This is a genomic window from Streptomyces formicae, assembly GCF_002556545.1.
In the GTDB taxonomy this organism is placed as follows: Bacteria; Actinomycetota; Actinomycetes; order Streptomycetales; family Streptomycetaceae; genus Streptomyces; species Streptomyces formicae_A.
The window spans coordinates 9,297,809-9,316,762 of record NZ_CP022685.1; the positions used below are offsets into that span (position 1 = coordinate 9,297,809).

The 18,954-nt window shown below is 71.8% G+C and carries 18 protein-coding genes and 1 pseudogene; 8 read left to right on the plus strand and 11 right to left on the minus strand.

Annotation, left to right across the window (positions count from 1 at the left end):
• Positions 1-84: 84 nt before the first annotated feature.
• Genes thrS through KY5_RS39915 form a run of 3 tightly spaced genes read right to left on the minus strand, consistent with a single transcriptional unit; the run spans position 85 to position 2,490 of the window.
• Positions 85-1,530 (minus strand): threonine--tRNA ligase, encoded by a 1,446-nt coding sequence (gene thrS, locus KY5_RS39905; protein ID WP_324965829.1) that lies wholly within the window; start codon positions 1,528-1,530, stop codon positions 85-87.
• Positions 1,484-1,948: a C40 family peptidase gene (locus KY5_RS39910; RefSeq protein WP_098246762.1), complete on the minus strand. Its 465-nt coding sequence runs from the start codon at positions 1,946-1,948 to the stop codon at positions 1,484-1,486. The genes thrS and KY5_RS39910 overlap by 47 nt, the downstream gene beginning before the upstream one ends.
• A complete protein-coding gene (locus KY5_RS39915) occupies positions 1,948-2,490 on the minus strand; it encodes an AAA family ATPase (protein ID WP_098246763.1) in 543 nt (180 codons plus the stop codon). The genes KY5_RS39910 and KY5_RS39915 overlap by 1 nt, the downstream gene beginning before the upstream one ends.
• 142 nt (positions 2,491-2,632) lie before the next feature.
• Between KY5_RS39915 and KY5_RS39920 the strand changes: the two genes are divergently transcribed.
• From KY5_RS39920 to KY5_RS39930, 3 genes are all read left to right on the plus strand, one after another.
• The gene (locus KY5_RS39920) at positions 2,633-4,123 is read left to right on the plus strand and encodes an alpha/beta hydrolase (protein WP_098247811.1); all 1,491 of its coding nucleotides are present in this window, start codon (positions 2,633-2,635) and stop codon (positions 4,121-4,123) included.
• 159 nt (positions 4,124-4,282) lie between these two features.
• Positions 4,283-4,450, plus strand: a complete 168-nt coding sequence (locus KY5_RS42365; protein ID WP_199843466.1) for a hypothetical protein — start codon at positions 4,283-4,285, stop codon at positions 4,448-4,450.
• A 33-nt stretch (positions 4,451-4,483) separates the two neighbouring features.
• Positions 4,484-4,753, plus strand: a complete 270-nt coding sequence (locus KY5_RS39930; RefSeq protein WP_098246765.1) for a hypothetical protein — start codon at positions 4,484-4,486, stop codon at positions 4,751-4,753.
• Here KY5_RS39930 and KY5_RS39935 read toward each other — a convergent pair.
• The 3 genes from KY5_RS39935 to bla are packed head-to-tail and all read right to left on the minus strand — an operon-like array spanning position 4,713 to position 7,931.
• A complete protein-coding gene (locus KY5_RS39935; protein WP_234363101.1) occupies positions 4,713-6,017 on the minus strand; it encodes an MFS transporter in 1,305 nt (434 codons plus the stop codon). The genes KY5_RS39930 and KY5_RS39935 overlap by 41 nt on opposite strands.
• On the minus strand, positions 5,965-6,936 hold the full coding sequence (locus tag KY5_RS39940) for a MerR family transcriptional regulator (RefSeq protein ID WP_098246766.1): 972 nt from the start codon (positions 6,934-6,936) through the stop codon (positions 5,965-5,967). The genes KY5_RS39935 and KY5_RS39940 overlap by 53 nt, the downstream gene beginning before the upstream one ends.
• A 53-nt stretch (positions 6,937-6,989) precedes the next feature.
• Positions 6,990-7,931: a class A beta-lactamase gene (gene bla / locus KY5_RS39945; RefSeq protein WP_098246767.1), complete on the minus strand. Its 942-nt coding sequence runs from the start codon at positions 7,929-7,931 to the stop codon at positions 6,990-6,992.
• 373 nt (positions 7,932-8,304) lie between these two features.
• Between bla and KY5_RS39950 the strand changes: the two are divergent.
• Positions 8,305-8,814: pseudogene (locus KY5_RS39950) on the plus strand (ABC transporter ATP-binding protein); the annotation flags it as partial.
• Between the two features lie 113 nt (positions 8,815-8,927).
• On the opposite strand, the gene argG reads toward KY5_RS39950, so the two are convergent.
• A complete protein-coding gene (argG, locus tag KY5_RS39955; protein ID WP_098246768.1) occupies positions 8,928-10,376 on the minus strand; it encodes an argininosuccinate synthase in 1,449 nt (482 codons plus the stop codon).
• A 101-nt stretch (positions 10,377-10,477) separates the two neighbouring features.
• Between argG and KY5_RS39960 the strand changes: the two genes are divergently transcribed.
• Positions 10,478-11,095, plus strand: a complete 618-nt coding sequence (locus tag KY5_RS39960) for a TOPRIM nucleotidyl transferase/hydrolase domain-containing protein (protein ID WP_098246769.1) — start codon at positions 10,478-10,480, stop codon at positions 11,093-11,095.
• 36 nt (positions 11,096-11,131) lie between these two features.
• Complete coding sequence (locus KY5_RS39965; RefSeq protein ID WP_098246770.1) at positions 11,132-11,950, plus strand: methyltransferase domain-containing protein; 819 nt, start codon at positions 11,132-11,134, stop codon at positions 11,948-11,950.
• Between the two features lie 41 nt (positions 11,951-11,991).
• Here KY5_RS39965 and KY5_RS39970 read toward each other — a convergent pair whose 3' ends face one another.
• The gene (locus KY5_RS39970) at positions 11,992-13,104 is read right to left on the minus strand and encodes a hypothetical protein (RefSeq protein ID WP_098246771.1); all 1,113 of its coding nucleotides are present in this window, start codon (positions 13,102-13,104) and stop codon (positions 11,992-11,994) included.
• Positions 13,105-13,339: 235 nt separating this feature from the next.
• On the opposite strand from KY5_RS39970, the gene KY5_RS39975 reads away from it, so the two are divergent.
• Positions 13,340-14,503, plus strand: a complete 1,164-nt coding sequence (locus tag KY5_RS39975; RefSeq protein WP_098246772.1) for a serine hydrolase domain-containing protein — start codon at positions 13,340-13,342, stop codon at positions 14,501-14,503.
• A 44-nt stretch (positions 14,504-14,547) separates the two neighbouring features.
• Here KY5_RS39975 and KY5_RS39980 read toward each other — a convergent pair whose 3' ends face one another.
• Together KY5_RS39980 and KY5_RS39985 are read right to left on the minus strand one after the other, a co-directional pair.
• Entirely contained in the window at positions 14,548-15,024 is a 477-nt protein-coding gene (locus KY5_RS39980) for a (2Fe-2S)-binding protein (RefSeq protein WP_098246773.1), read from the minus strand.
• A 19-nt stretch (positions 15,025-15,043) separates the two neighbouring features.
• Positions 15,044-17,353, minus strand: a complete 2,310-nt coding sequence (locus KY5_RS39985) for a molybdopterin cofactor-binding domain-containing protein (RefSeq protein ID WP_098246774.1) — start codon at positions 17,351-17,353, stop codon at positions 15,044-15,046.
• 226 nt (positions 17,354-17,579) lie between these two features.
• Between KY5_RS39985 and KY5_RS39990 the strand changes: the two genes are divergently transcribed.
• A complete protein-coding gene (locus KY5_RS39990; RefSeq protein ID WP_098246775.1) occupies positions 17,580-18,053 on the plus strand; it encodes a pyridoxamine 5'-phosphate oxidase family protein in 474 nt (157 codons plus the stop codon).
• Here KY5_RS39990 and KY5_RS39995 read toward each other — a convergent pair.
• Positions 18,013-18,912, minus strand: coding sequence for a YihY/virulence factor BrkB family protein (locus KY5_RS39995; protein WP_098246776.1), 900 nt, complete (start codon positions 18,910-18,912; stop codon positions 18,013-18,015). The two genes, KY5_RS39990 and KY5_RS39995, sit on opposite strands and share 41 nt — an antisense overlap.
• Positions 18,913-18,954: the final 42 nt, after the last annotated feature.

Sequence of the window (18,954 nt, forward strand, 5' to 3'; positions counted from 1 at the left end):
ACGTGCCGCAGTCGCGTCTGCTCGGTGATCCGGCAGACGCGACTGCGGCTCTTCTCTGGTTGCTCGCGCAGTTCCCCGCGCCCCTTACGGGGCCTCGTCCCACAGCACGGGCCGGTGCGCGGAGACCAACGCGCCCACACGGGACAGCACCTCCGCGGCGGGCAGGGCGCCGACGCGTCGCCCGTCGCGCAGACGAAGCGCGACGAGGCCGTCGACGGCCTCCTTCGCCCCGATCACCGCCTGGTAGGGCACGCGGCGCGCGACCCGGACGCGCGACGAGAGGCTGCCGCGCTCGGGACCGACGAGCTCGGCCCGCAACCCCTGGTCGACACACTGCCGCACGAACGCCTCGGCGCCGGACACCTCGGCCTCCGAGATGGGCAGGACCGCCACCTGGACCGGCGCGAGCCAGGCGGGAAAGGCGCCGCCGTGTTCCTCGATGAGGTGGGCCACGGCCCGCTCCACGCTGCCGATGATGCTGCGGTGGACCATCACCGGGCGGTGCTTGGCGCCGTCGGCGCCGACGTAGCGCAGGCCGAACCGCTCGGGCTGGTGGAAGTCGACCTGGACGGTGGAGAGGGTGGACTCGCGCCCCGCCGCGTCGGCGACCTGGACGTCGATCTTGGGGCCGTAGAACGCGGCCTCTCCCTCGGCCGACTCGTAGGGCAGGCCCGACCGTTCGAGCGCGTCGGTCAGCAGGGCCGAGGACCGGCGCCAGTGCTCGGGGGCGGCGACGTACTTGCCGCCCGGCGCGGGCAGCGAGAGCCGGAAGCGGGCCGCGCGGATGCCGAGCGCCTCGTACGCGCGGCGGATCATCTCGAGCGCGGCGTGCGCCTCGTCGGCGACCTGGTCCAGGGTGCAGAAGATGTGCGCGTCGTTCAGCTGGATGGCCCGGACGCGGTTCAACCCGCCGATCACGCCAGAGAGTTCGGCGCGGTACATGCCGCCGAGCTCGGCCATGCGCAGCGGCAGCTCGCGGTAGCTGCGGGCGCGGGAGCGGAAGATCAGCGCGTGGTGCGGACAGAGGCTCGGTCGCAGCACGACCTCTTCGCCGCCCATCTCCATCGGCGGGAACATGTCGTCCCTGTAGTGCGACCAGTGGCCGGAGATCTCGTACAGCTCCCGCTTGCCGAGCACCGGCGAGTACACGTGCCGGTAGCCCGCGCGCCGCTCGGCACCGCGGACGTACTCCTCCAGGGCGTGGCGTACGGCGGCGCCGTCGGGCAGCCAGTACGGAAGGCCCGCGCCGATCAGCGGGTCGGTGCCGAACAGGTCGAGCTCGCGGCCGAGTTTGCGGTGGTCGTGCATGGCGGTCTCCTCGCGGACGTGAGGCGAGTGACCAGCGCGAAGCCCCGGGGCACTCGCCCCGGGGCTTCGGACTCGAACATCGGTCAGCGCGCCGGGACACTCTCCGGCGTCGTCGTCATCGCGGCACGCTTCATGCCCGTGAACGTAGCAGCGGGGAGATCGCCGTGCGACCGGTTTACCGGGCGCCCTGCGGTGAGGCCGGTCCCTCGCCCCGTCCGGCACGCTTGACGCCCACGAGGCACCGGTACCGCGCCCGCGCCGCGAACTCCGCGAGTCCCCATACGACCGGCCGTCCCGCCTCCGCGCAGAGGTGGAGCACCGCGTCATCGCCCACCCAGAGGCCGACGTGGGCGCCGTAGGCATCGTCGGTGCCGTTGAACAGCAGCAGGTCGAGCGGCCGTACGTCCGTGACGCGGTGGGTGGCCTCCGTGTCGGCCCACAGCTCGTCGGAGCGCAGGTCGGGCAGGCGGCCCGCACCGAGGTGTGCGAGCACCTCGTACGCGAACAGCTGGCAGTTGGCGCCCGCGGTCAGGCCGGGCCGCCTCGCCACAGCGGGCGATCCGGGGAAGCGGGCGGCGACGTACGGCACCTCCCAGAAGGCGGCGGGCAGGCGCGGTGCGAGCGGTCCGTGGTCCGTCATCAGCCGACGGCCGGGCGTCCCGCGGTCTCGACCGTCGCGGCGATGCGCCGCGCGACGCGGTCGGCGGGGACGTCCGTCGTGTCGATCACCTCGGCCTCCTCGCGGAGCCAGGGCAGGGCCTCCTCGTACGGCGTGAGGTGGTCGTGACGCCACTGCTTGGCGGGGGCGCTCTCGGGCTTCGTGTCGGTGTCGATGCGGTGGACGAGGGTGTCCCGATCGGTGTGCAGCACGAAGTGGTGGACGGGGATCCCGGCGGCCGTGAGTCCGTCGTGGATCTCCCGCCAGTACTGGCGCACCAGCACCGTCTGCGGGACGACCAGGGTGCCGCCGAAGTGGTCGAGCAGCTGGGTCGCGGTGGCCACGACCAGACCGCGCCACGGCTTCGCGTGCTGGAAGTCGCCGTCCACGAGGTCGCGGACGTGCCGCAGCATGAACCCGACGTGTTCGGTGTCGAAGACGCGCGACTCGGGCAGGAGCGCGGTCAGTTCGAGCGAGGTGGTCGTCTTGCCCGCGCCGAAGGTTCCGTTGAGCCAAATGATCATGGCGGCCGAGCATACCCCGGGCGAGGCCCGAGGGGCGTCGTGCGCGAGGATCGCCCCTAGGTGACCTGTAGGGGTAAACCCCCATCCGCAGCCGCCAGTTGGGAGGATGTGGCGGCCGGGGCGGACCGGTGAGGCTGTGTACATGACGAAGATCAAGCGAAACGCGGCCCTGCTCGCCGCCTCCACGGCGGTCCTCGCGCTCACAGCGCCGCTCACCGCGACCGCGACGGCCGCCGCCGCGGCCGCGCCGAAGCCCCTCGACTGGACGAAGTGCGAGGGTGCCGAGACCGACCCCCGCCAGCGCTGCGCGACCCTCGAAGTACCCATGGACTACGCGCACCCCAAGGGCGAGAAGATCGAGATCGCCGTCTCCCGCATTCCCGCCGAGAAGCCATCGGCGCGCCGTGGCGCCCTCTTCCTGATCCCCGGCGGACCCGGCGGCTCCGGTCTCAACAGCCCTTCGGACAAAGGTCAGCGGCTGCCCGAGCAGGTGCGCGACGCCTACGACCTGATCGGCATCGACCCCCGCGGCCTCGCCGCCTCCACCCAGGTCGACTGCGGCCTCGAACACGGCGACCTCGCCGCGTCGAAGCTGCGGCCCTGGCCCGCCGCCGACGGCTCGATCACCGAGAACATGGCGACCGCCCGGCGTACGGCAAAGGCCTGCGCACGCAACGGCGGCGACCTGATCCGCAACCTCAGCACCGCCAACGAGGCCCGGGACATCGACCGCATCCGGGCGGCACTCGGCGAGCGCAGGATCTCCGCCTGGGGCGTCTCGTACGGAACGTACGTCGGAGCGGTCTACAGCCAGCTGTTCCCGCACCGCACCGACCGCTTCGTCCTGGACAGCAACCTCGACCCCGACCACACGCGCGTCGCCCGGGCCTGGAACGCCGGGCACGAGGCCGGCGTCGAGGACACCTTCCCCGAATTCGCCAAGTGGGCTTCGGCGCCCGGCAATCCGGACCGCGTCGCGAAGACCGCCGCAGAGATCCGGCCACTGTTCCTGCGGCTCGCCGAGCGCCTCGACCGCGAGCCGATTCCCTGGCCCGGCGCCAACCCCGAGGAGCTGAACGGCAATGTGCTGCGCCAGACCATGCTGAACGCGCTGTACGACCCCGACCGTTTCGCGGAGCTTGCCAAGCTGATCCGCGCCGCCCGGAAGGGCACGGTGCCGCCCGCCCCCGAGGGGCCGCCCGAGGCCGTACTGCAGAACGTCAGCGCGGTTGGCGCCGGCACGCTCTGCAACGACGTCGCGTGGCCCAGGTCGGCCGCCGCGTACGAGAAAGACGTGGCCGCGAGCCGTGCCGCCCACCCGCTCACGGCGGGCATGCCCCGCAACGCGATGCTCTGCGCCGCCTGGCCCTTCGAGCCGAAGGAGGCCCCCGTGCGGATCACCGACGAAGGCCCGTCCAACATCCTGCTCGTCCAGAACGAACGCGACGTGGCCACCCCGCTCAAGGGCGCCCTCAAGATGCGCGAGGCGCTCGGCCGACGGGCCACCATGGTGACCGTCAACTCCACGGGCCACGATGCCTACCTCGCCAACGGGAACGAGTGCGGCGACCGGACGGTCTCCCGCTATCTGGCGACCGGTGACCGTCCTGATCAGGACACCTACTGCGCCTGAGGTCCGGCCGTGTGACCTCTTTCATAGAGGTCACACGGCTGTGGCGGCATGATCGGGGCCGGGTACGAACCACCTGCCGGTTTCGCGTAAGGTCGCGGATCGGCCGACTGCGGCCGACCCGATGAACACATCATGTCCCCGAACAAGGAGCCGCTGGTCATGCCAGCCACTGACGCCACTCAGGCGCCGATCTACCACACCCTGGTCCAGGAGCACGGCGACGTACTCGCCACGGCCCGCCGCGCGGCCGAGGAGACCAAGCAGACCGCCGAGGACGTACTGGACTTCAGCACGCCGAGCCGGGCGGGCTCCGTCGACCCGGCTTAGCGCCGACGGCGGTCCATCGGTCAGGATGGCGGGATGGACTACGAGTTCTGGAAAGAGATCCACGCCCGTGGCGGCATCCCCGCGGTGCGGACCGCCCTCGACGACCTGCCCGAGGACATGGACGCCGAGGAGGCGGGTGCCGCGGCCGAGGCGGCCCTCAAGGTCATCGAGGAGGACATCGCCCGCATCAACGCCCGTGCCGACCGCGCCGAGGCCAGGGCCCGCGACCTGGCCGAACAGACCCGCGAGGTGAACGAACAGCTCACCGAGCACGCCGCGGGGCGCGAGGCGGACGGGGCGTAGCTCCGGAGCGGGCGGCGTCGGGCCTGACCTTCCGGCCGAGGAGCGCGGCGGGGACGAGTACGGCGGGCACGAGCAGCAGGGCGCTCCTGCTGCCTTGGGCGCCCGCGAGGCCGGCGAACAGCGCCGCCCCCGCCGCGCCTCCGGCCAGGTCGATGCTGCTGAGCCACGACATGGTCTCGGTCACCCGGCCCTGCGGGGCGAGATCGCCGCCGAGGGCGCGCAGTGCCCCGAAGGCGGAGCCGATCGCAAGGCCGGCGAACGGGCAGGCCAGGAGCACGGCCGTCGGCGAGATCCGGCAGGCCACGGCCAGCCCTCCGGCACCTGCCGCGAACACCCCCAGCAGCGCGCCGATCCCGGGCCCGCCGAACCGCCCCGAAGGCAGCGCCCCCAGCGCGAGGCCGCCCAGCACGCTGCCGATGGACAGGGCACCCAGGCACAACCCCGTGTACGCGACCGCGTCGTACTCCCGCGCGTAGGCGGGCAGCAACACGTCGATGCCGGTGACCGAAGCCACGAACAGCGCGTCCACGGCCAGCAGGCGGCGCAGCGGCGCCGAGGTGAGGGGACCGAGCCAGTGCCCGGCCCCGGCCTGACGCGGCACAGCGCCGGACGGGCCCACCACACCGACGAGCAGGGCGACGGCAACGGTGGTCAGCAGTGCGACGGCGACGAACGGCGCTTCGGGTGAGACGGAGAGGCTCAGCCAACTGGCCAGCAGCGGCCCGGTGATGAGTGCCGTGCCCATTATGGCGGAGTCGAGCGCCATGGCCGTGCCCGCCGTACGGGGGCCGGTGGCGCCGTGCCAGACCGAGCGCATCATCACGGCGGCGGGAGGCATGGTGACGCCCAGGGCGACGGCGAGGGTGAGCACGGCGGCCACGGAAGCGTGACCCCGCACGGCCGTCACCAGCGCGGTGACGGCCACGAGGTGGGCCGCCAGGAAGCCGAGCAGGATCCGGCGCGGCGAGCACCGGTCGACGAGTCGCCCGCGCAGCGGACCGGTCAGTGCCTGACCGGCGGCCGCACCGCTCACGGCGAGTCCCGCGGTGCCGTACGCGTGGTCGTGGCCGACCAGGAGCAGCAGGCTCAGTGCCACCATGCCCGCGGGCAGCTTCGATGCCAGGCCCACCACGGCGAGCCGCCCGAAACCCGGTACGGCGAGGAGGTCCCGGTATCCGGCGAGCCATCGACGCGGCGGCGCCTCGGCCGGTTCAGCGGGTGCGGTGGACATCGGGCGCGCGACGCTCACGGGGGAGTCGGGCATGCAGGGCCTCGACGGACCACTGGAGCGCCGGGGCCAGGCTCTCCGGGGCGGGCCAGCCGTTGATCACGGCCAGGAGGCGCAGGTACTGGTCCCTGCGGGGGTCGTCCATGCTGTGCAGCCGGTCCGCGAGCAGACCGCGAAGGTCGATGTCGTCGGGACGGTCGAGGATGCGCGCGTAGTGGGCGCTGATCGCGGTGACCACGGGCTCGGCCAGCGGCGACGCGGGGTCGATGCCCGCCGCGAGGGCGGGGGTGACCTGGGCGCGGACCGTCTCGGCGAGGACGCGGGGGACGGCGGAGGCGCTCTCGGGCGTCCGGTCGTCGGCCAACTGCCCGGCCATCTGCCGCATGGTGGCGCGGAAGCCCTCGTCCTGGAAGAGCTCGGCCAGCTCCACCCACGCGGTGACCTGCTCGGGGTCGGGGTCGTCGGGCAGTTCGGGCGTCATCGAGCGTACGACCGCCGCGAACGCGGGGTGGGTGCGCAGTCCGTCGAAGACGGTGCCGAGGAAGTCGTCAATCAGTCGTCCGCGTTCGGCGGCGGAGAGCTTGGCAAGCTTGTGCATGAGGTCCAACTCCTCAGGGGTGGAGCCGCGTTGGGCCACCGCCGTCAGCACCGCGCGGCGCAGTCGCAGGACGCGGATCTGTACGTCCAGCGCCTCCGCGTGCGCCGCGGCGACCTCGGGGAGCGGGACCTCGCGGTCGACGACCCTGCGGATCGTGGCGAGGTCGAGTCCCAGCTCGCGCAGGGTCCGTACGAGATCGAGGCGTGCGACGGCCGAGGTGCCGTACAGGCGGTAGCCGGACGGGGTGCGGTCGGTGGGCGGCACGATCCCCGCGTCGGAGTAGAACCGGACGGTCTTGACCGTCAGGCCGGTCCGCCGCGCCAGATCACCGATCGAGAAGAGCGTGTCGCCGTTCATGTCCCCACCTTCATGTCTCCCCCCGCTGGAGACTCAAGCCCTGATCCACGCCCTCAGGTGAGGGCCGCGACGATCTCCGCCGTCGCCTCGGCGATCATCGCGTCCTTGGGCCGGGCGTCGTAGCCGGAACGGTCGGACATGACGGCGATGACGAGCGGGGCGCCGGTGCCGGGCCAGGCGATGCCGATGTCGTTGGCCCTTCCGTAGACGCCCGTTCCCGTCTTCTCCGCCACGGTCCAGCCCTTGGGCAGCCCGGCCCGGATGCGCTTGTCCCCGGTGACGCCGCGTTCGAGCCAGTCCTTGAGCAGCGTGCGCTTCGCGGCGGGCAGCGCGTCGCCGAGGACGAGCTTCTGGTAGTCGGCGGCGACGGCCCGGGGCGTGGTGGTGTCGCGCGGGTCCTTGGGGCGGGCCCTGTTGAGCTCGGGCTCGTACTGGTCCATGCGGCTCACGGTGTCCCCGAGGTCGCGCAGATAGTCGGTCAGCCGGGCGGGGCCGCCGAGGTCGCGCATCAGGAGGTTGCCCGCGGTGCCGTCGCTGTGGCGGACGGCGGCGTCGCACAGCTGCTTGATGGTCATGCCGGTCGCGATGTGGTCCTCGGTGACCGGCGAGATGGAGTTGACCTGGGCCCGCGTGAAGGTGACGCGCCTGTCCAGGTGGCTGAGCGGATTGCGGGCGAGGACCGCCGCGGCGGCGAGCGTCTTGAAGGTCGAGCAGAACGCGAAGCGTTCGTCGGCACGGTGGGCGAGCGTCGCCCCGGTGCCGGTCGCCAGGGCGTAGACGCCGAGCCGGGCGTCGTGCTTGCGCTCAAGGGCCTTGAGCCGTGCCGTGTCCAACAGGGTCGGGCTCGGGCTCGACCCGGGATCCGCGGAGCGGCCGTCCGGTGCGGGGTGCGTCTCGGAGGACGATCCCGTGCCCGCGCCGCAGGCCGCGAGGGGCACGGCGGTCGCCGCCAACAGGAAGAGACGGCGGGAGGGGCCCGTCTGCTCGAAGGACATGCGGTACTACCTGCTTTCGCTTGCCGGGGCCCGGCCGTCGCCGCCGCCGCGTCCCCGTCCCGGGGGCCGGGGCGCGCTGTGATCCTCTCCGATCCTGCCCGATCTTCTCCGACGGGGAGCGGGGCACGCATGCGGCGAGTACGACGGCGTGGCGTCGGCCCGGGCGGCGGCCGGTGGCATCGGTGGCCCTCGAACAGCCTCCCACCGGCCGGTGGGCTGACAAGTGTCGCCGCTTTCGTGACGGAGGTCATCGCGCGCGGGGCCCGGCCCCGGATCGCGGCCGGGCCGCCCTAACGTCGTGCGTGCCCCGCGGCTCCCGCGCGGCACCCGACGTCGCGGGGCGCGCGGCGGTGAGGATCATGGGGCGAGCTCGGTGACAGCGGTGACGGCGGAGCGCCTGCGGAAGAGTTACGGACGGCAGGAGGTGCTGCGCGGCGTCGACTTCACGGTCGCCGAGGGGGAGATCTTCGCTCTGCTCGGGCCGAACGGCGCGGGCAAGACGACCACCCTGGAGATCCTGGAGGGGTTTCGCGCGCGCGACGGCGGCCGGGTCGACGTGCTCGGCCTCGACCCGTCGGACCGTGGGGACAGCCGCCTGCTGCGAGAACGCATCGGGCTCGTGCTCCAGGACATCGCGGTCGAGCCCTACCTCACGGTGCGCGAGACGCTGGAACGCAACGCCGGGTACTACCCGGCACCCCGGGGCGTGGACGAGGTCATCGACCTGGTGGGCCTCGCGGAGAAGCGGACCGCCCGGGTCAAGGACCTCTCCGGCGGCCAGAAACGCCGCCTCGACCTCGCCCTCGGCGTCATCGGCGACCCCCGGCTGCTGTTCCTCGACGAACCCACCACGGGGTTCGACCCCAGCGCCAGGCGCGGCGCCTTGCGAACATCCTGCGGGGCGAATGGTGTTGAAAACGAAACGACCCCGTGCCCGGTGAACCGGGCGCGGGGTCGTCGCCGTGGGGACGGGACGGGGGGGGGGATCGCTCCTGATCAGTCCGTTCCGGACTCCATCGCGGCGCGGTCGAGGAGTTCGTCGTCGGCGGAGACCTCGCCGCGCGACGCGATGGCCTCGGCGCCGCCCTCGGGCATGGTGCCGATCAGGCCGGTCGCCGCCGCCTGGGCGGCGCCGATCAGTTCGGGGTGGTTCGAGCCGACGATGCCGAGACCGGCGTACTGCTCGAGCCGGGCGCGCGAGTCCGCGATGTCGAGGTTGCGCATGGTCAACTGGCCGATCCGGTCCACCGGGCCGAACGCCGAGTCCTCGGTGCGCTCCATCGACAGCTTGTCCGGGTGGTAGCTGAACGCGGGGCCCGTGGTGTCGATGAGCGAGTAGTCCTCGCCGCGCCGCAGCCGCAGCGTCACCTCACCGGTGACCGCCGAGCCGACCCACCGCTGGATCGACTCACGGACCATCAGTGCCTGCGGGTCCAGCCAGCGGCCCTCGTACATCAGGCGGCCGAGCCGCCTGCCCTCGTTGTGGTACTGGGCGAGGGTGTCCTCGTTGTGGATCGCGTTGACCAGCCGCTCGTACGCGGCGTGCAGCAGGGCCATGCCCGGCGCCTCGTAGATGCCGCGGCTCTTCGCCTCGATGATCCGGTTCTCGATCTGGTCCGACATGCCGAGGCCGTGCCGCCCGCCGATCGCGTTCGCCTCCATCACCAGGTCGACCGCGGTGGCGAACTTCGCGCCGTTGATCGTCACCGGGCGGCCCTGCTCGAAGCCGATGGTGACGTCCTCGGTGGCGATCTCCACCGACGGGTCCCAGAACCGCACGCCCATGATCGGGTTCACGGTCTCCACGCCGGTGTCCAGGTGCTCGAGGGTCTTGGCCTCGTGCGTGGCGCCCCAGATGTTGGCGTCGGTGGAGTACGCCTTCTCGGTGCTGTCGCGGTAGGGCAGGTCATGGGCGACCAGCCACTCCGACATCTCCTTGCGGCCGCCGAGCTCGGTCACGAAGTCGGCGTCCAGCCACGGCTTGTAGATCCGCAGCTGGGGGTTGGCGAGCAGGCCGTAGCGGTAGAACCGCTCGATGTCGTTGCCCTTGAACGTCGAGCCGTCGCCCCAGATCTGGACGTCGTCCTCGAGCATCGCCCGCACGAGGAGGGTGCCGGTGACGGCCCGGCCCAGGGGAGTGGTGTTGAAGTAGGCGCGACCGCCCGAGCGGATGTGGAACGCGCCGCAGGCGAGCGCGGCAAGGCCCTCCTCGACCAGCGCCGCCCGGCAGTCGACCAGGCGCGCGACCTCGGCGCCGTAGGACTTGGCACGGCCGGGCACCGACGCGATGTCGGGCTCGTCGTACTGGCCGATGTCGGCGGTGTAGGTGCACGGGACGGCACCCTTGTCGCGCATCCACGCGACCGCGACGGAGGTGTCGAGGCCGCCGGAGAAAGCGATGCCGACGCGCTCGCCGGTGGGCAGTGAGGTGAGAACCTTTGACATAGGAAGAGTATGTATGGAAACGCATGATTATGCAAAACCCCTGACCGGGTGGCCTCGAAAAACCAGTGACCCGCACGTCGGGGGCGGTGCAGACTCGCCCCATGGCGGACATGGGCGCGTTCAGGGACGAGATCATCGGCTGGGCGGCGGGCGGTACGGGCGGGCAGGCGCAGGAACTGGCCGAGCGGCTGGGAGTACGCACGGCGGTGCTCCTCGAAGGGCCGAGCGACCTCGCGGCCGTCGAGACGCTCGCCGCCCGGCGCGGCAGGGACCTGGCCGCCGAGGGCGTGTGCGTGCTGTCGATGGGCGGCGCGATGAGCGTCGGCCGCTTCGCCGGACTCCTCGGACCCTCCGGCATCGGCCTGCGCCTCGCGGGCCTGTGCGATGTCCGCGAGCAGCCCTTCTACGACCGGGGCTTCGAGCGGGCGCGGGCGCCGCGCGGGGACGTCTTCGTCTGCGACGCGGACCTGGAGGACGAACTCATCCGCGCACTGGGCGCGACGCGGGTGGAGGAGATCGTCGAGGGCGAGGGCGATCTCCGCGCCTGGCAGACCCTGCTGCGCCAGCCCGCACACCAGGGAAGACCCCGGGAGCGGCTGCTGCGGCGCTTCCTCGGTACGAAGAAGGGGCGCAAGATCCGCTACGGGCACCTCCTCGTCGAGGCACTGGACCCCGAACAGGTGCCGGCGCCCCTCGACGACCTCTTCGCGTGCCTGTGAGTCCGCTCGTCCGTGACTCCCTGCCACAATCGCCCCATGGCTGAGCACGGCACCGATCACGGCACTGATCACGGCTATCTGTTGGACAACCGGCAGACGGAGGCCGGGGTCAGATTCGACGCCCTGAGCGAGTTGTTCGACCCGGTGACGTTCCGGCACGTCGACCGGCTCGGGATCGCCCCGGGCATGCGGTGCTGGGAGATCGGCGCCGGTGGGCCCTCCGTCCCCCTCGGGCTCGCCGAGCGCGTCGGCCCCACAGGAACGGTGGTCGCCACCGACATCGACGTCTCCTGGACCCGGGACATCGCCGGTGGCCCGATCGAGGTGCTGCGCCACGACGTGGCCGCGGACCCGCCGCCGCCCGGCGGCTTCGACCTCGTGCACGCCCGGCTCGTCCTGGTGCACGTCGCCGAGCGGGCCGAGGCGCTGCGCCGGATGGTGGGGGCGCTGCGCCCCGGCGGCCGGCTGCTCGTCGAGGACGCCGACCCGGGGTTGCAGCCGCTGTTGTGCCCCGACGAGTCGGGCCCCGAGCAGGAACTCGCCAACCGGCTGCGCTCCGGCTTCCGCGCGCTGATGGCGGCACGCGGAGCCGACCTCGCGTACGGGCGGACCCTGCCGAGGGCGCTGCGCGACGCGGGCCTTCGTGACGTGCAGGCCGACGCGTACTTCCCGATCACCTCGCCCGCGTGCGCCGTCCTCGAAGCCGCGACCGTACGGCAGATCCGGGCCCGTCTGGTGGCGGAAGGACTCGCCACCGACGAGGAGATCGACCGGCACCTGCGCAACGTCGCCACCGGCCGACTCGACCTCGCCACGGCTCCCCTGGTCTCGGCGTGGGGACGCCGGAGCGCGTAGCGTCCCGAGGGCGCCCAGGCCGTGCGGTCGGGGCGATCAGTTCAGTAGAAGCGGCGGACGAACACGTCCGATGTGTTGTTGGTGTCGCCGGGCACGAGGTCGTCGGCCGCGGAGTGGAAGACCACGTCGCGTCCGTCGGAGCTGACCGAGTCGGTTCCGGCCGTGGCCGGTCGGCTGGAGACGGTCTCGTCCGTGCCGGTCTCCAGATCGCGCAGCACGAGGGACGGTCCGCTCGTGTCGTGCGGGGCGTACAGCAGATAGCGGCCGGTGGGATCGATGGCCAAGCCCTTGACGTTCGGCACCAGTTGGTTGGTGCCCGAGCGCTCGTCGTGGACGTAGGTGTCGGAGCCCGAGAGGAAGACGACCTTCCTGCCGTCCTTGCTGATCTGGACGAGCGTCGCCGCCTTGTCCGGGCCCTCGATCGGTCCTGCGGAGGTGTCGTCGGTCCTGTCCCACACGAAGACGTCCTCCGCGCGGCCGTCCTCGTAGGCGACGAAGCGGCCGTCGCCGCTGATGGAGGGCCGGGACGGGAGCGTGTGATCGAACTCGGCGACGGTCTGCGTGGTTCCGGCGCGCCAGTCCCGCACCTCGATGAGCTGCCGGGACGGCGGTCGGTTGAAGGTGGTGGACTGGGCGATGTAGCGGGCGTCCGAGCTCAGTGACGGCTGGCGGCAGCTGAGGCCCGGGCAGCTGATGCCGATCGAACTGGCCGCCGCCACCTGGGCGAGGAAGGTCTTCGTGTCCCTGAACAACTGGCCCCACAGGGCGACGTACTGCCCGTCACCACTGATCACCGGGCGCTCGATCGGGGGTGTGTTCGTGCTCATCAGCGTGGTCTGACTCGTCCGCCGGTCGCGGACGTACACCCTCTGCCATGTCACCGGGCTGGCGGTGGTGAAGTTCGTCGCCAACGAGGCGAGGGCGATCCGCCTGCCGTCCGGCGTGATCGTGGCACCGGCTGAGGCCCCGTCGCCCTGGGCGCCGTCGGTCGCGACACTGACGCGCTCGACCCCGGATCCGCCGTCGCTCGCCGCAGTCCTGGATTCGGCCGAAGCGGCCGAGGGCAGCACCGTCGTGACCGCGCAGACCACGACGGCGGCACTCAAGGCGGCCCGCACCCGTCTGCTGCCGCGCCGATTCCTGTTGCCTCTCATGTGTTCCCCCCAAGACAGACATGGCCCCTCTCCCCGGTCCCCACCGGAGGGCCACCAGCATGCAACCGCGACGGCGCGGTGGGGTCAATGCGGCGCATGGCTGTCGAGGGGCGCGGTTCCGGCCACGGGCATGCCCTCTTCTTCCGGGCGCTCTCTCAACCCCGCCCCGCCTTCCTGCGGTCCTGGTACACGTGCGGCCCTCCCGGCCGCGTGAGACGAGTGCGAGGAGTGCGGAATGGCGTTACGGAAGAGCACGAAGGCCGCAGTGGTGGGGGTCGCGGCGGCCGCGCTCGCGGCTGGAGCGATCGCCGGGCCCGCCCGGGCGGCGTCGGACACGCATTCGGGCGCGGCGGGGCACCGGGCCACACAGCGTGCGATGGACGCGGCCGTGAAAGCGGGCGTGCCCGGCATCACCGCCCAGGTGCGGGACCGCCACGGCGTCTGGCGGGCGTCCTCGGGCGTGGGCGACCTGAAGTCCGGTGCGCCGCGCGGCAAGAACGACAAGTTCCGCGTCGGCAGCATCACCAAGACCTTCGTGGCGACCGTCCTGCTCCAGATGGAGGCGGAGGGCAGACTCAGCCTCGACGACACCGTGGAGGACCACCTCCCGGGCCTGGTCAGGGGGAACGGCAACGACGGCGGCAAGATAAAGATCCGTCAGCTCCTCGGTCACACCAGCGGACTCTTCGACTACCTGGCCGACGAGGAGTACTTCACGACGTACCTACGAGGCGACGGCTACCTCAAGCACCGCTACGACACCCTGCCTCCCGAGAAGCACGTGAAGGTGGCGCTCTCCCACAAGCCCAACTTCGAGCCGGGCGCCAAGTTCGCCTACTCCAACACCAATTACATCCTCGCGGGGCTGATCGTCGAGAAGGTGGGCGGGCGGACGTACGAGGCCGAGGTCCGTGACCGCATCATCAAGCCGCTCGGGCTGAAGAACACCACCAACCCCGGCAACAGCGTCCACCTGCCACGGCCCAGCAGCCGCGGCTACGCCAAACTCTTCGACGCCGCCCCCGACCGCGTCGACGACATCACCGACCTGAACGGGTCGCAGGGCTGGGCCGACGGCGACGTCATCTCCACCGCGGGCGACCTGACCCGGTTCTACGGCGCCCTGCTCGGCGGCAAGGTCCTGCCGCCGAAGCAACTGAAGGCGATGAAGACCATGAGCGTCGCCGGGGACCCGGACGCGACCTACGGGCTCGGTCTCCAGCGGTTCGAGACGAGCTGCGGCACCACGCTCTGGGGCCACGGCGGCGGCATGGTCGGCTGGCTCTCCATGGCCGTGACGACCGAGGACGGCCGCCACCGGCTCTCCTTCAACCTCAACGGGGACTGGGACGCGTCGTCCATGCCGAAGATCATCGACGCCGAGTACTGCGGCACGTAACCCCGTGCGACCCGGTCCCGTCGCAGGGCCCCGGCGGCTCCGCGTCACATCTTCTCGGCGCCCGCCCTGATGGCCTCGCGGATGCGGAAGTACGTGCCGCAGCGGCAGATGTTGCGGATGCCGTCGAGGTCCTCGTCGGTGACCTTGCGGCCGTCCTCGGCGACCCGGCGGACCAGTGCGACGGCGGCCATGATCTGACCGGGCTGGCAGTAGCCGCACTGGGCGACGTCCTGCTCCAGCCACGCCTCCTGCATCGGGTGCAGGTCCGCGCCGACGGTGGCGGGGAGCCCTTCGATGGTGGTGACCTCGTCGGTGGGCTTCAGGTCCTTGACGGGGATGGAACAGGGGTTGGCGGCCCTGCCGTTGAGGTGGCTGGTGCAGGCCTTGCAGACGTTGATGCCGCAGCCGTACTTGGGTCCTGTCACGCCGAGGATGTCGCGCAGGACCCACAACAGGCGCTCGTCGTCGGCCGCGTCCACGGTGACCTGTTCGCCGTTGAGTCGGAAGGTGTGCTCGGGCACGGGGGGGGGCTCCAGGAGGTCAGCGGACGTGGTCCAGGCCGTCGGTGGGGGACGGCGGGACGGGCGGGACGGTCGGCTTGGGCTCGAAGGAGAGCGTGCCGTGGTTGATGGGGAAGGTGGTCGGCATGGTGCCGGTGGCCCGGCCGTAGGCGCAGGCGACCGCGGCGAGGGACGCGGCGACACCGAGCTCTCCCGCGCCGCCGGGCTTGCCCGTGGTGGTCGGCATCACGATGATCTGCAGCTCGGGCGGCGAGTTCCACTGCCGCGTGTAGAAGTAGTTGTCCCAGCTGGCTTCGAGGAAGTGGCCGTCGCGCAGATGCAGGCTGGAGGTGAGGGCCAGCGCGATGCCGTCCATGACACAGCCCATCATCTGGGCCTCGAGACCGCGCGGGTTGACGGCGAGACCCACGTCCACGGCGAAGACGGCCTTGGTGACGCGCGGCCCCGCGACCCCGTCGCGGATCGGCCGGTTCACGGTCTCGGGGCGGCAGTCGATCTCCACGAGCACCGCGCTGACCGCGCTGTACTCGGAGTGGAAGGCGATGCCCTGCGCGGTGCCCTCGGGCATGGTCCTGCCCCAGGTCCCGACCTCGGCGACCTTGTCGAGGACCGCGCGCGAGCGGTCGTCGCGCAGGAAGTCGCGGCGGAACCGGTAGGGGTCCTTGTCCATCTTGCCGGCGAGCCGGTCGACGATGAGTTCACGGGCGCAGGTGACGTCGGGGGAGTAGACGTTGCGCATGCTGCCGGTGTTGAAGCCCTTGTCCGTCTCGCTGAGCAGCCGACTGTGCAGGCCGAAGGAGTACGGCATCGACTGGGTGAGGTGGAAGAAGGTCTGCGAGAAGCCGACGTCGCCCACCGGCAGCTTCGCCGCGAGTGCGGTGAACACCTCGCCCAGTCCGTGACCGAAGTCGGTGGCGACGCTGGTGTGCCGCTGTTTGAACGCGAGGACCGAGTCGCCCAGATAGTCGGCGCGCACCCGTGAGGTGGCCATGGGATGGGCGCGCCCCTGCCGAGAGTCGTCGGCGCGGTGCCACATGAGCTTGACGGGCTTGCCGATCTTCTGGGAGATCTCGGCGGCCTCCAGGGCGGCGTCGAAGAACAGCTTGCGCCCGAACGAACCGCCGCTTTCGACGACATGGACCTTGACCGCGCCCTGCGGAAGACCCAGCCGCGCGGCGATGGTCTGCTGCGCGACGATCGGAGCCTTGAGGCCGCTCCAGATCTCCGCCCGGTCCGCACGCACGTCGGCGATCGCGCAGTTGGGCTCCAGCGCGCTGTTGCTGCGGAAGTGGAAGGTGAACCGCGCCTCCACCGAGGGGGGCACCGCCGGGAGCCCGAGCGGCAGTTCGGCCTTGCGCAGCTCCTTCAGTACGGACTCGTCGCTCTTGCCCTCCGCGCTGCCGCCCCGCCACGACACCTCCAGGGCGCGTACGGCGTCGACGCACTGTCCGAACGTCCTCGCGCGCACCGCGACACCGGTGGGGATCACCACGACATCGGTCACCCCGTGCATGCCGCGCACCTGGTCGAGATTGGCGACCGAACCGACCTTGCCGTTGATGGTCGGCGGACGGCACACCATGGTCGGCAGGGCGCCCGGGACGGCGAGGTCCATGGCGAACTTCTTGCGTCCGGTGACCGCGTCACGGGCGTCGATGCGGTTCTGCGGCGTCCCGATGACGGTGAACCGCTCGCGCTCCTTGAGCTCGACCGAGACCCGCCGCGGCGTGGCGCTCGCCGCCTTCTCGGCGAGCGCGCCGATCAAGACGCTGCCACCGGCGAGGTCGGTGACGACCCCGGCCTTCAGGGTCAGATCGCGGACGGCGGCGCCGAGTTCGATCGCCGCGGCCTCCAGAAGGCGCCCCCTGGCGACTGCGGCGGCCACCCGGACCGGCGTGTACGTCGAGATGGTCGTGTTCGACGCGCCGGTGAGCTGGTTGAACGCCAACTCCGGCCGGGCGTCGGCCAGGGTGACCCGCACCCGGTCGAGGGGGACGTCCAGCTCCTCGGCGATCAGCATGGCCGTCGACGTGGTGATGCCCTGACCGACCTCGGCCCGGGGCAGCGCGAAGGAGACGGTGCCGTCCTTGTGGACCTCGACCTTGATCAGGTGCGAGGTCGGCGCGGCGGCCAGCGTCATGACGTCGTTGAGGTCGACCAGGTCGGTGACGTCCGCCGACGGGACCCGGGCGGGCGCCGCCGACGCCGGGCCGATGTCGGCGGCGGCCACGAGGGTCGGCCCGGCCAGCACGTAGCCCAGGAACCGGCGCCGCCCGATGCCGGGCGCATCGGAGTCGGCCTGTTCGCTCGAACCCTCGGTCCCGCGCATCCCAAGACGGCGCAATCTCGTCATCTTCCCTTCGGCCCCGGAGGGGAGTCGGCGTGCTGTCTCACGCACGCGCGGACATCGCGAACTCGCGTACGTCGTGAGGGAGTCTGTCGTCTCGGACACCGTCCGGTCGACCAGAAAACCATGATCACCTTATCGGCAGGTCCCGGGACGTAGGACCCGAGCCCCATGTGCGGGCCGCCCGCGCCGACTAGGGTCCGGGATCATGCAGAACGAGAACATCGCAGGTCGCGACGGGTCCGAGCGCAGGCGCGACACCCTGGAACGGCTCATGGCGGAACGGGACATCTGGGTGTCCACCGGTCATCCGGAGCACGGCCCGCACCAGGTGCCCCTGTGGTTCGTGTGGCACGGAGAGGCTCTGTGGATGTGCACGTCCGCCACCTCCGCCACCGCCCGCAACGTCCGCGCGGAGCCGCGCGTGCGCCTGGCGCTGCCCGACACCTCCGACGTGGTGCTCGTCCAGGGCGAGGCGCGGTGCGTCCCCGCCGACGAGGTGCCGGGGGACGCCGCGGCCGCCTTCGCCGCCAAGTTCGGCTGGGACCCGCGCGAGGAAGAAGGCCCCTACGCGTACGTGTGCGTGGTGCCGAGGACCGTGCGCGCCTGGCGCGGTGAGCCGGAGCTGCGGGGCCGGGTCATCATGCGCGAGGGGGACTGGCTGCGCCCACCTGCGGCGTGAGGGGCCGCGCGGCCCGTACCCGGTCCAGCTCCACGGTGTACTGCGCCCCGGCCAGCAGCGCCAGGTTCGACACCCACAGCCACACCAGGAAGACGACCACGCCCGCAAGCGAGCCGTACAGCTTCCCGTACGTCCCGAACCCCGAGGCGTACAGCGTGAACAGGCCCGAGGAGAGCAGCCAGAGCAGCGCGGCCACCGCGCCGCCCGGCAGGATCTTGCGCCACGTGCGGGCCGCGGGCGGCGCGTTGCGGAAGAGCACGAGGACGAGCAGCCCGACCAGACAGACCAGGGCAGGCCACTTGAGGATGTTCCAGGCGGTCTGTCCCGCGTCGCCGAAGCCGAGGCTGCGCCCCACGGTCTCGGCGAGCGAGCCGCTGATGACGAGCAGGAGCGCGCTGGCGACGAGCAGCGCGAGGAGCATCAGCGCCGTCATCAGCACGCGGTGCGCCTTGCGCAGGGCGGGCCTGGCGTCCTCCACTCCGTGCATCGCGTGCAGGGCCCGCCGGAAGACGGCCGAGTAACTCGAAGCGGACCACAGGGCGCTGACCCCTCCGGCGATCACCACTGTGAGCGCGGCGGAACGGGCCTCCGCCATCTCGCTGAGCGCCGCGTGCAGGGAACTGCCCGACTCGGCGGGCGCCCAGTCCGTCACCTCGGTGATCAGCGACTGCGTCGTACCGGGACTCACCAGACTGATCAGGCTCACCGTGACGAGCATGGCCGGGAGCAGGGCGAGTATCGCGTAGTACGTCAGTGCCGCGGCCCAGTCCGACACGTCGTCGTTCCACATCGACACCGGTGTGCGGCGCAGCGCCGTGAGCCGCGTGGACCCGCGCGAGGCGGACGGTGAACTGACCATGGGCTGTTGCTCCTTCTCGCACCGCGCGGCACTCCGGGCCGC

What these genes read in the sequence shown, in the direction of transcription:
- KY5_RS39910 (WP_098246762.1), bottom strand. Translation starts at nt 1,948, where the DNA reads ATGACGGACCACGGACCGCTCGCACCGCGCCTGCCCGCCGCCTTCTGG.
- KY5_RS39915 (WP_098246763.1), bottom strand. Translation starts at nt 2,490, where the DNA reads ATGATCATTTGGCTCAACGGAACCTTCGGCGCGGGCAAGACGACCACC.
- KY5_RS39920 (WP_098247811.1), top strand. Translation starts at nt 2,633, where the DNA reads ATGACGAAGATCAAGCGAAACGCGGCCCTGCTCGCCGCCTCCACGGCG.
- KY5_RS42365 (WP_199843466.1), top strand. Translation starts at nt 4,283, where the DNA reads ATGCCAGCCACTGACGCCACTCAGGCGCCGATCTACCACACCCTGGTC.
- KY5_RS39930 (WP_098246765.1), top strand. Translation starts at nt 4,484, where the DNA reads ATGGACTACGAGTTCTGGAAAGAGATCCACGCCCGTGGCGGCATCCCC.
- KY5_RS39935 (WP_234363101.1), bottom strand. Translation starts at nt 6,017, where the DNA reads ATGCCCGACTCCCCCGTGAGCGTCGCGCGCCCGATGTCCACCGCACCC.
- KY5_RS39940 (WP_098246766.1), bottom strand. Translation starts at nt 6,936, where the DNA reads ATGAACGGCGACACGCTCTTCTCGATCGGTGATCTGGCGCGGCGGACC.
- bla (WP_098246767.1), bottom strand. Translation starts at nt 7,931, where the DNA reads ATGTCCTTCGAGCAGACGGGCCCCTCCCGCCGTCTCTTCCTGTTGGCG.
- argG (WP_098246768.1), bottom strand. Translation starts at nt 10,376, where the DNA reads ATGTCAAAGGTTCTCACCTCACTGCCCACCGGCGAGCGCGTCGGCATC.
- KY5_RS39960 (WP_098246769.1), top strand. Translation starts at nt 10,478, where the DNA reads ATGGCGGACATGGGCGCGTTCAGGGACGAGATCATCGGCTGGGCGGCG.
- KY5_RS39965 (WP_098246770.1), top strand. Translation starts at nt 11,132, where the DNA reads ATGGCTGAGCACGGCACCGATCACGGCACTGATCACGGCTATCTGTTG.
- KY5_RS39970 (WP_098246771.1), bottom strand. Translation starts at nt 13,104, where the DNA reads ATGAGAGGCAACAGGAATCGGCGCGGCAGCAGACGGGTGCGGGCCGCC.
- KY5_RS39975 (WP_098246772.1), top strand. Translation starts at nt 13,340, where the DNA reads ATGGCGTTACGGAAGAGCACGAAGGCCGCAGTGGTGGGGGTCGCGGCG.
- KY5_RS39985 (WP_098246774.1), bottom strand. Translation starts at nt 17,353, where the DNA reads ATGCGCGGGACCGAGGGTTCGAGCGAACAGGCCGACTCCGATGCGCCC.
- KY5_RS39990 (WP_098246775.1), top strand. Translation starts at nt 17,580, where the DNA reads ATGCAGAACGAGAACATCGCAGGTCGCGACGGGTCCGAGCGCAGGCGC.
- KY5_RS39995 (WP_098246776.1), bottom strand. Translation starts at nt 18,912, where the DNA reads ATGGTCAGTTCACCGTCCGCCTCGCGCGGGTCCACGCGGCTCACGGCG.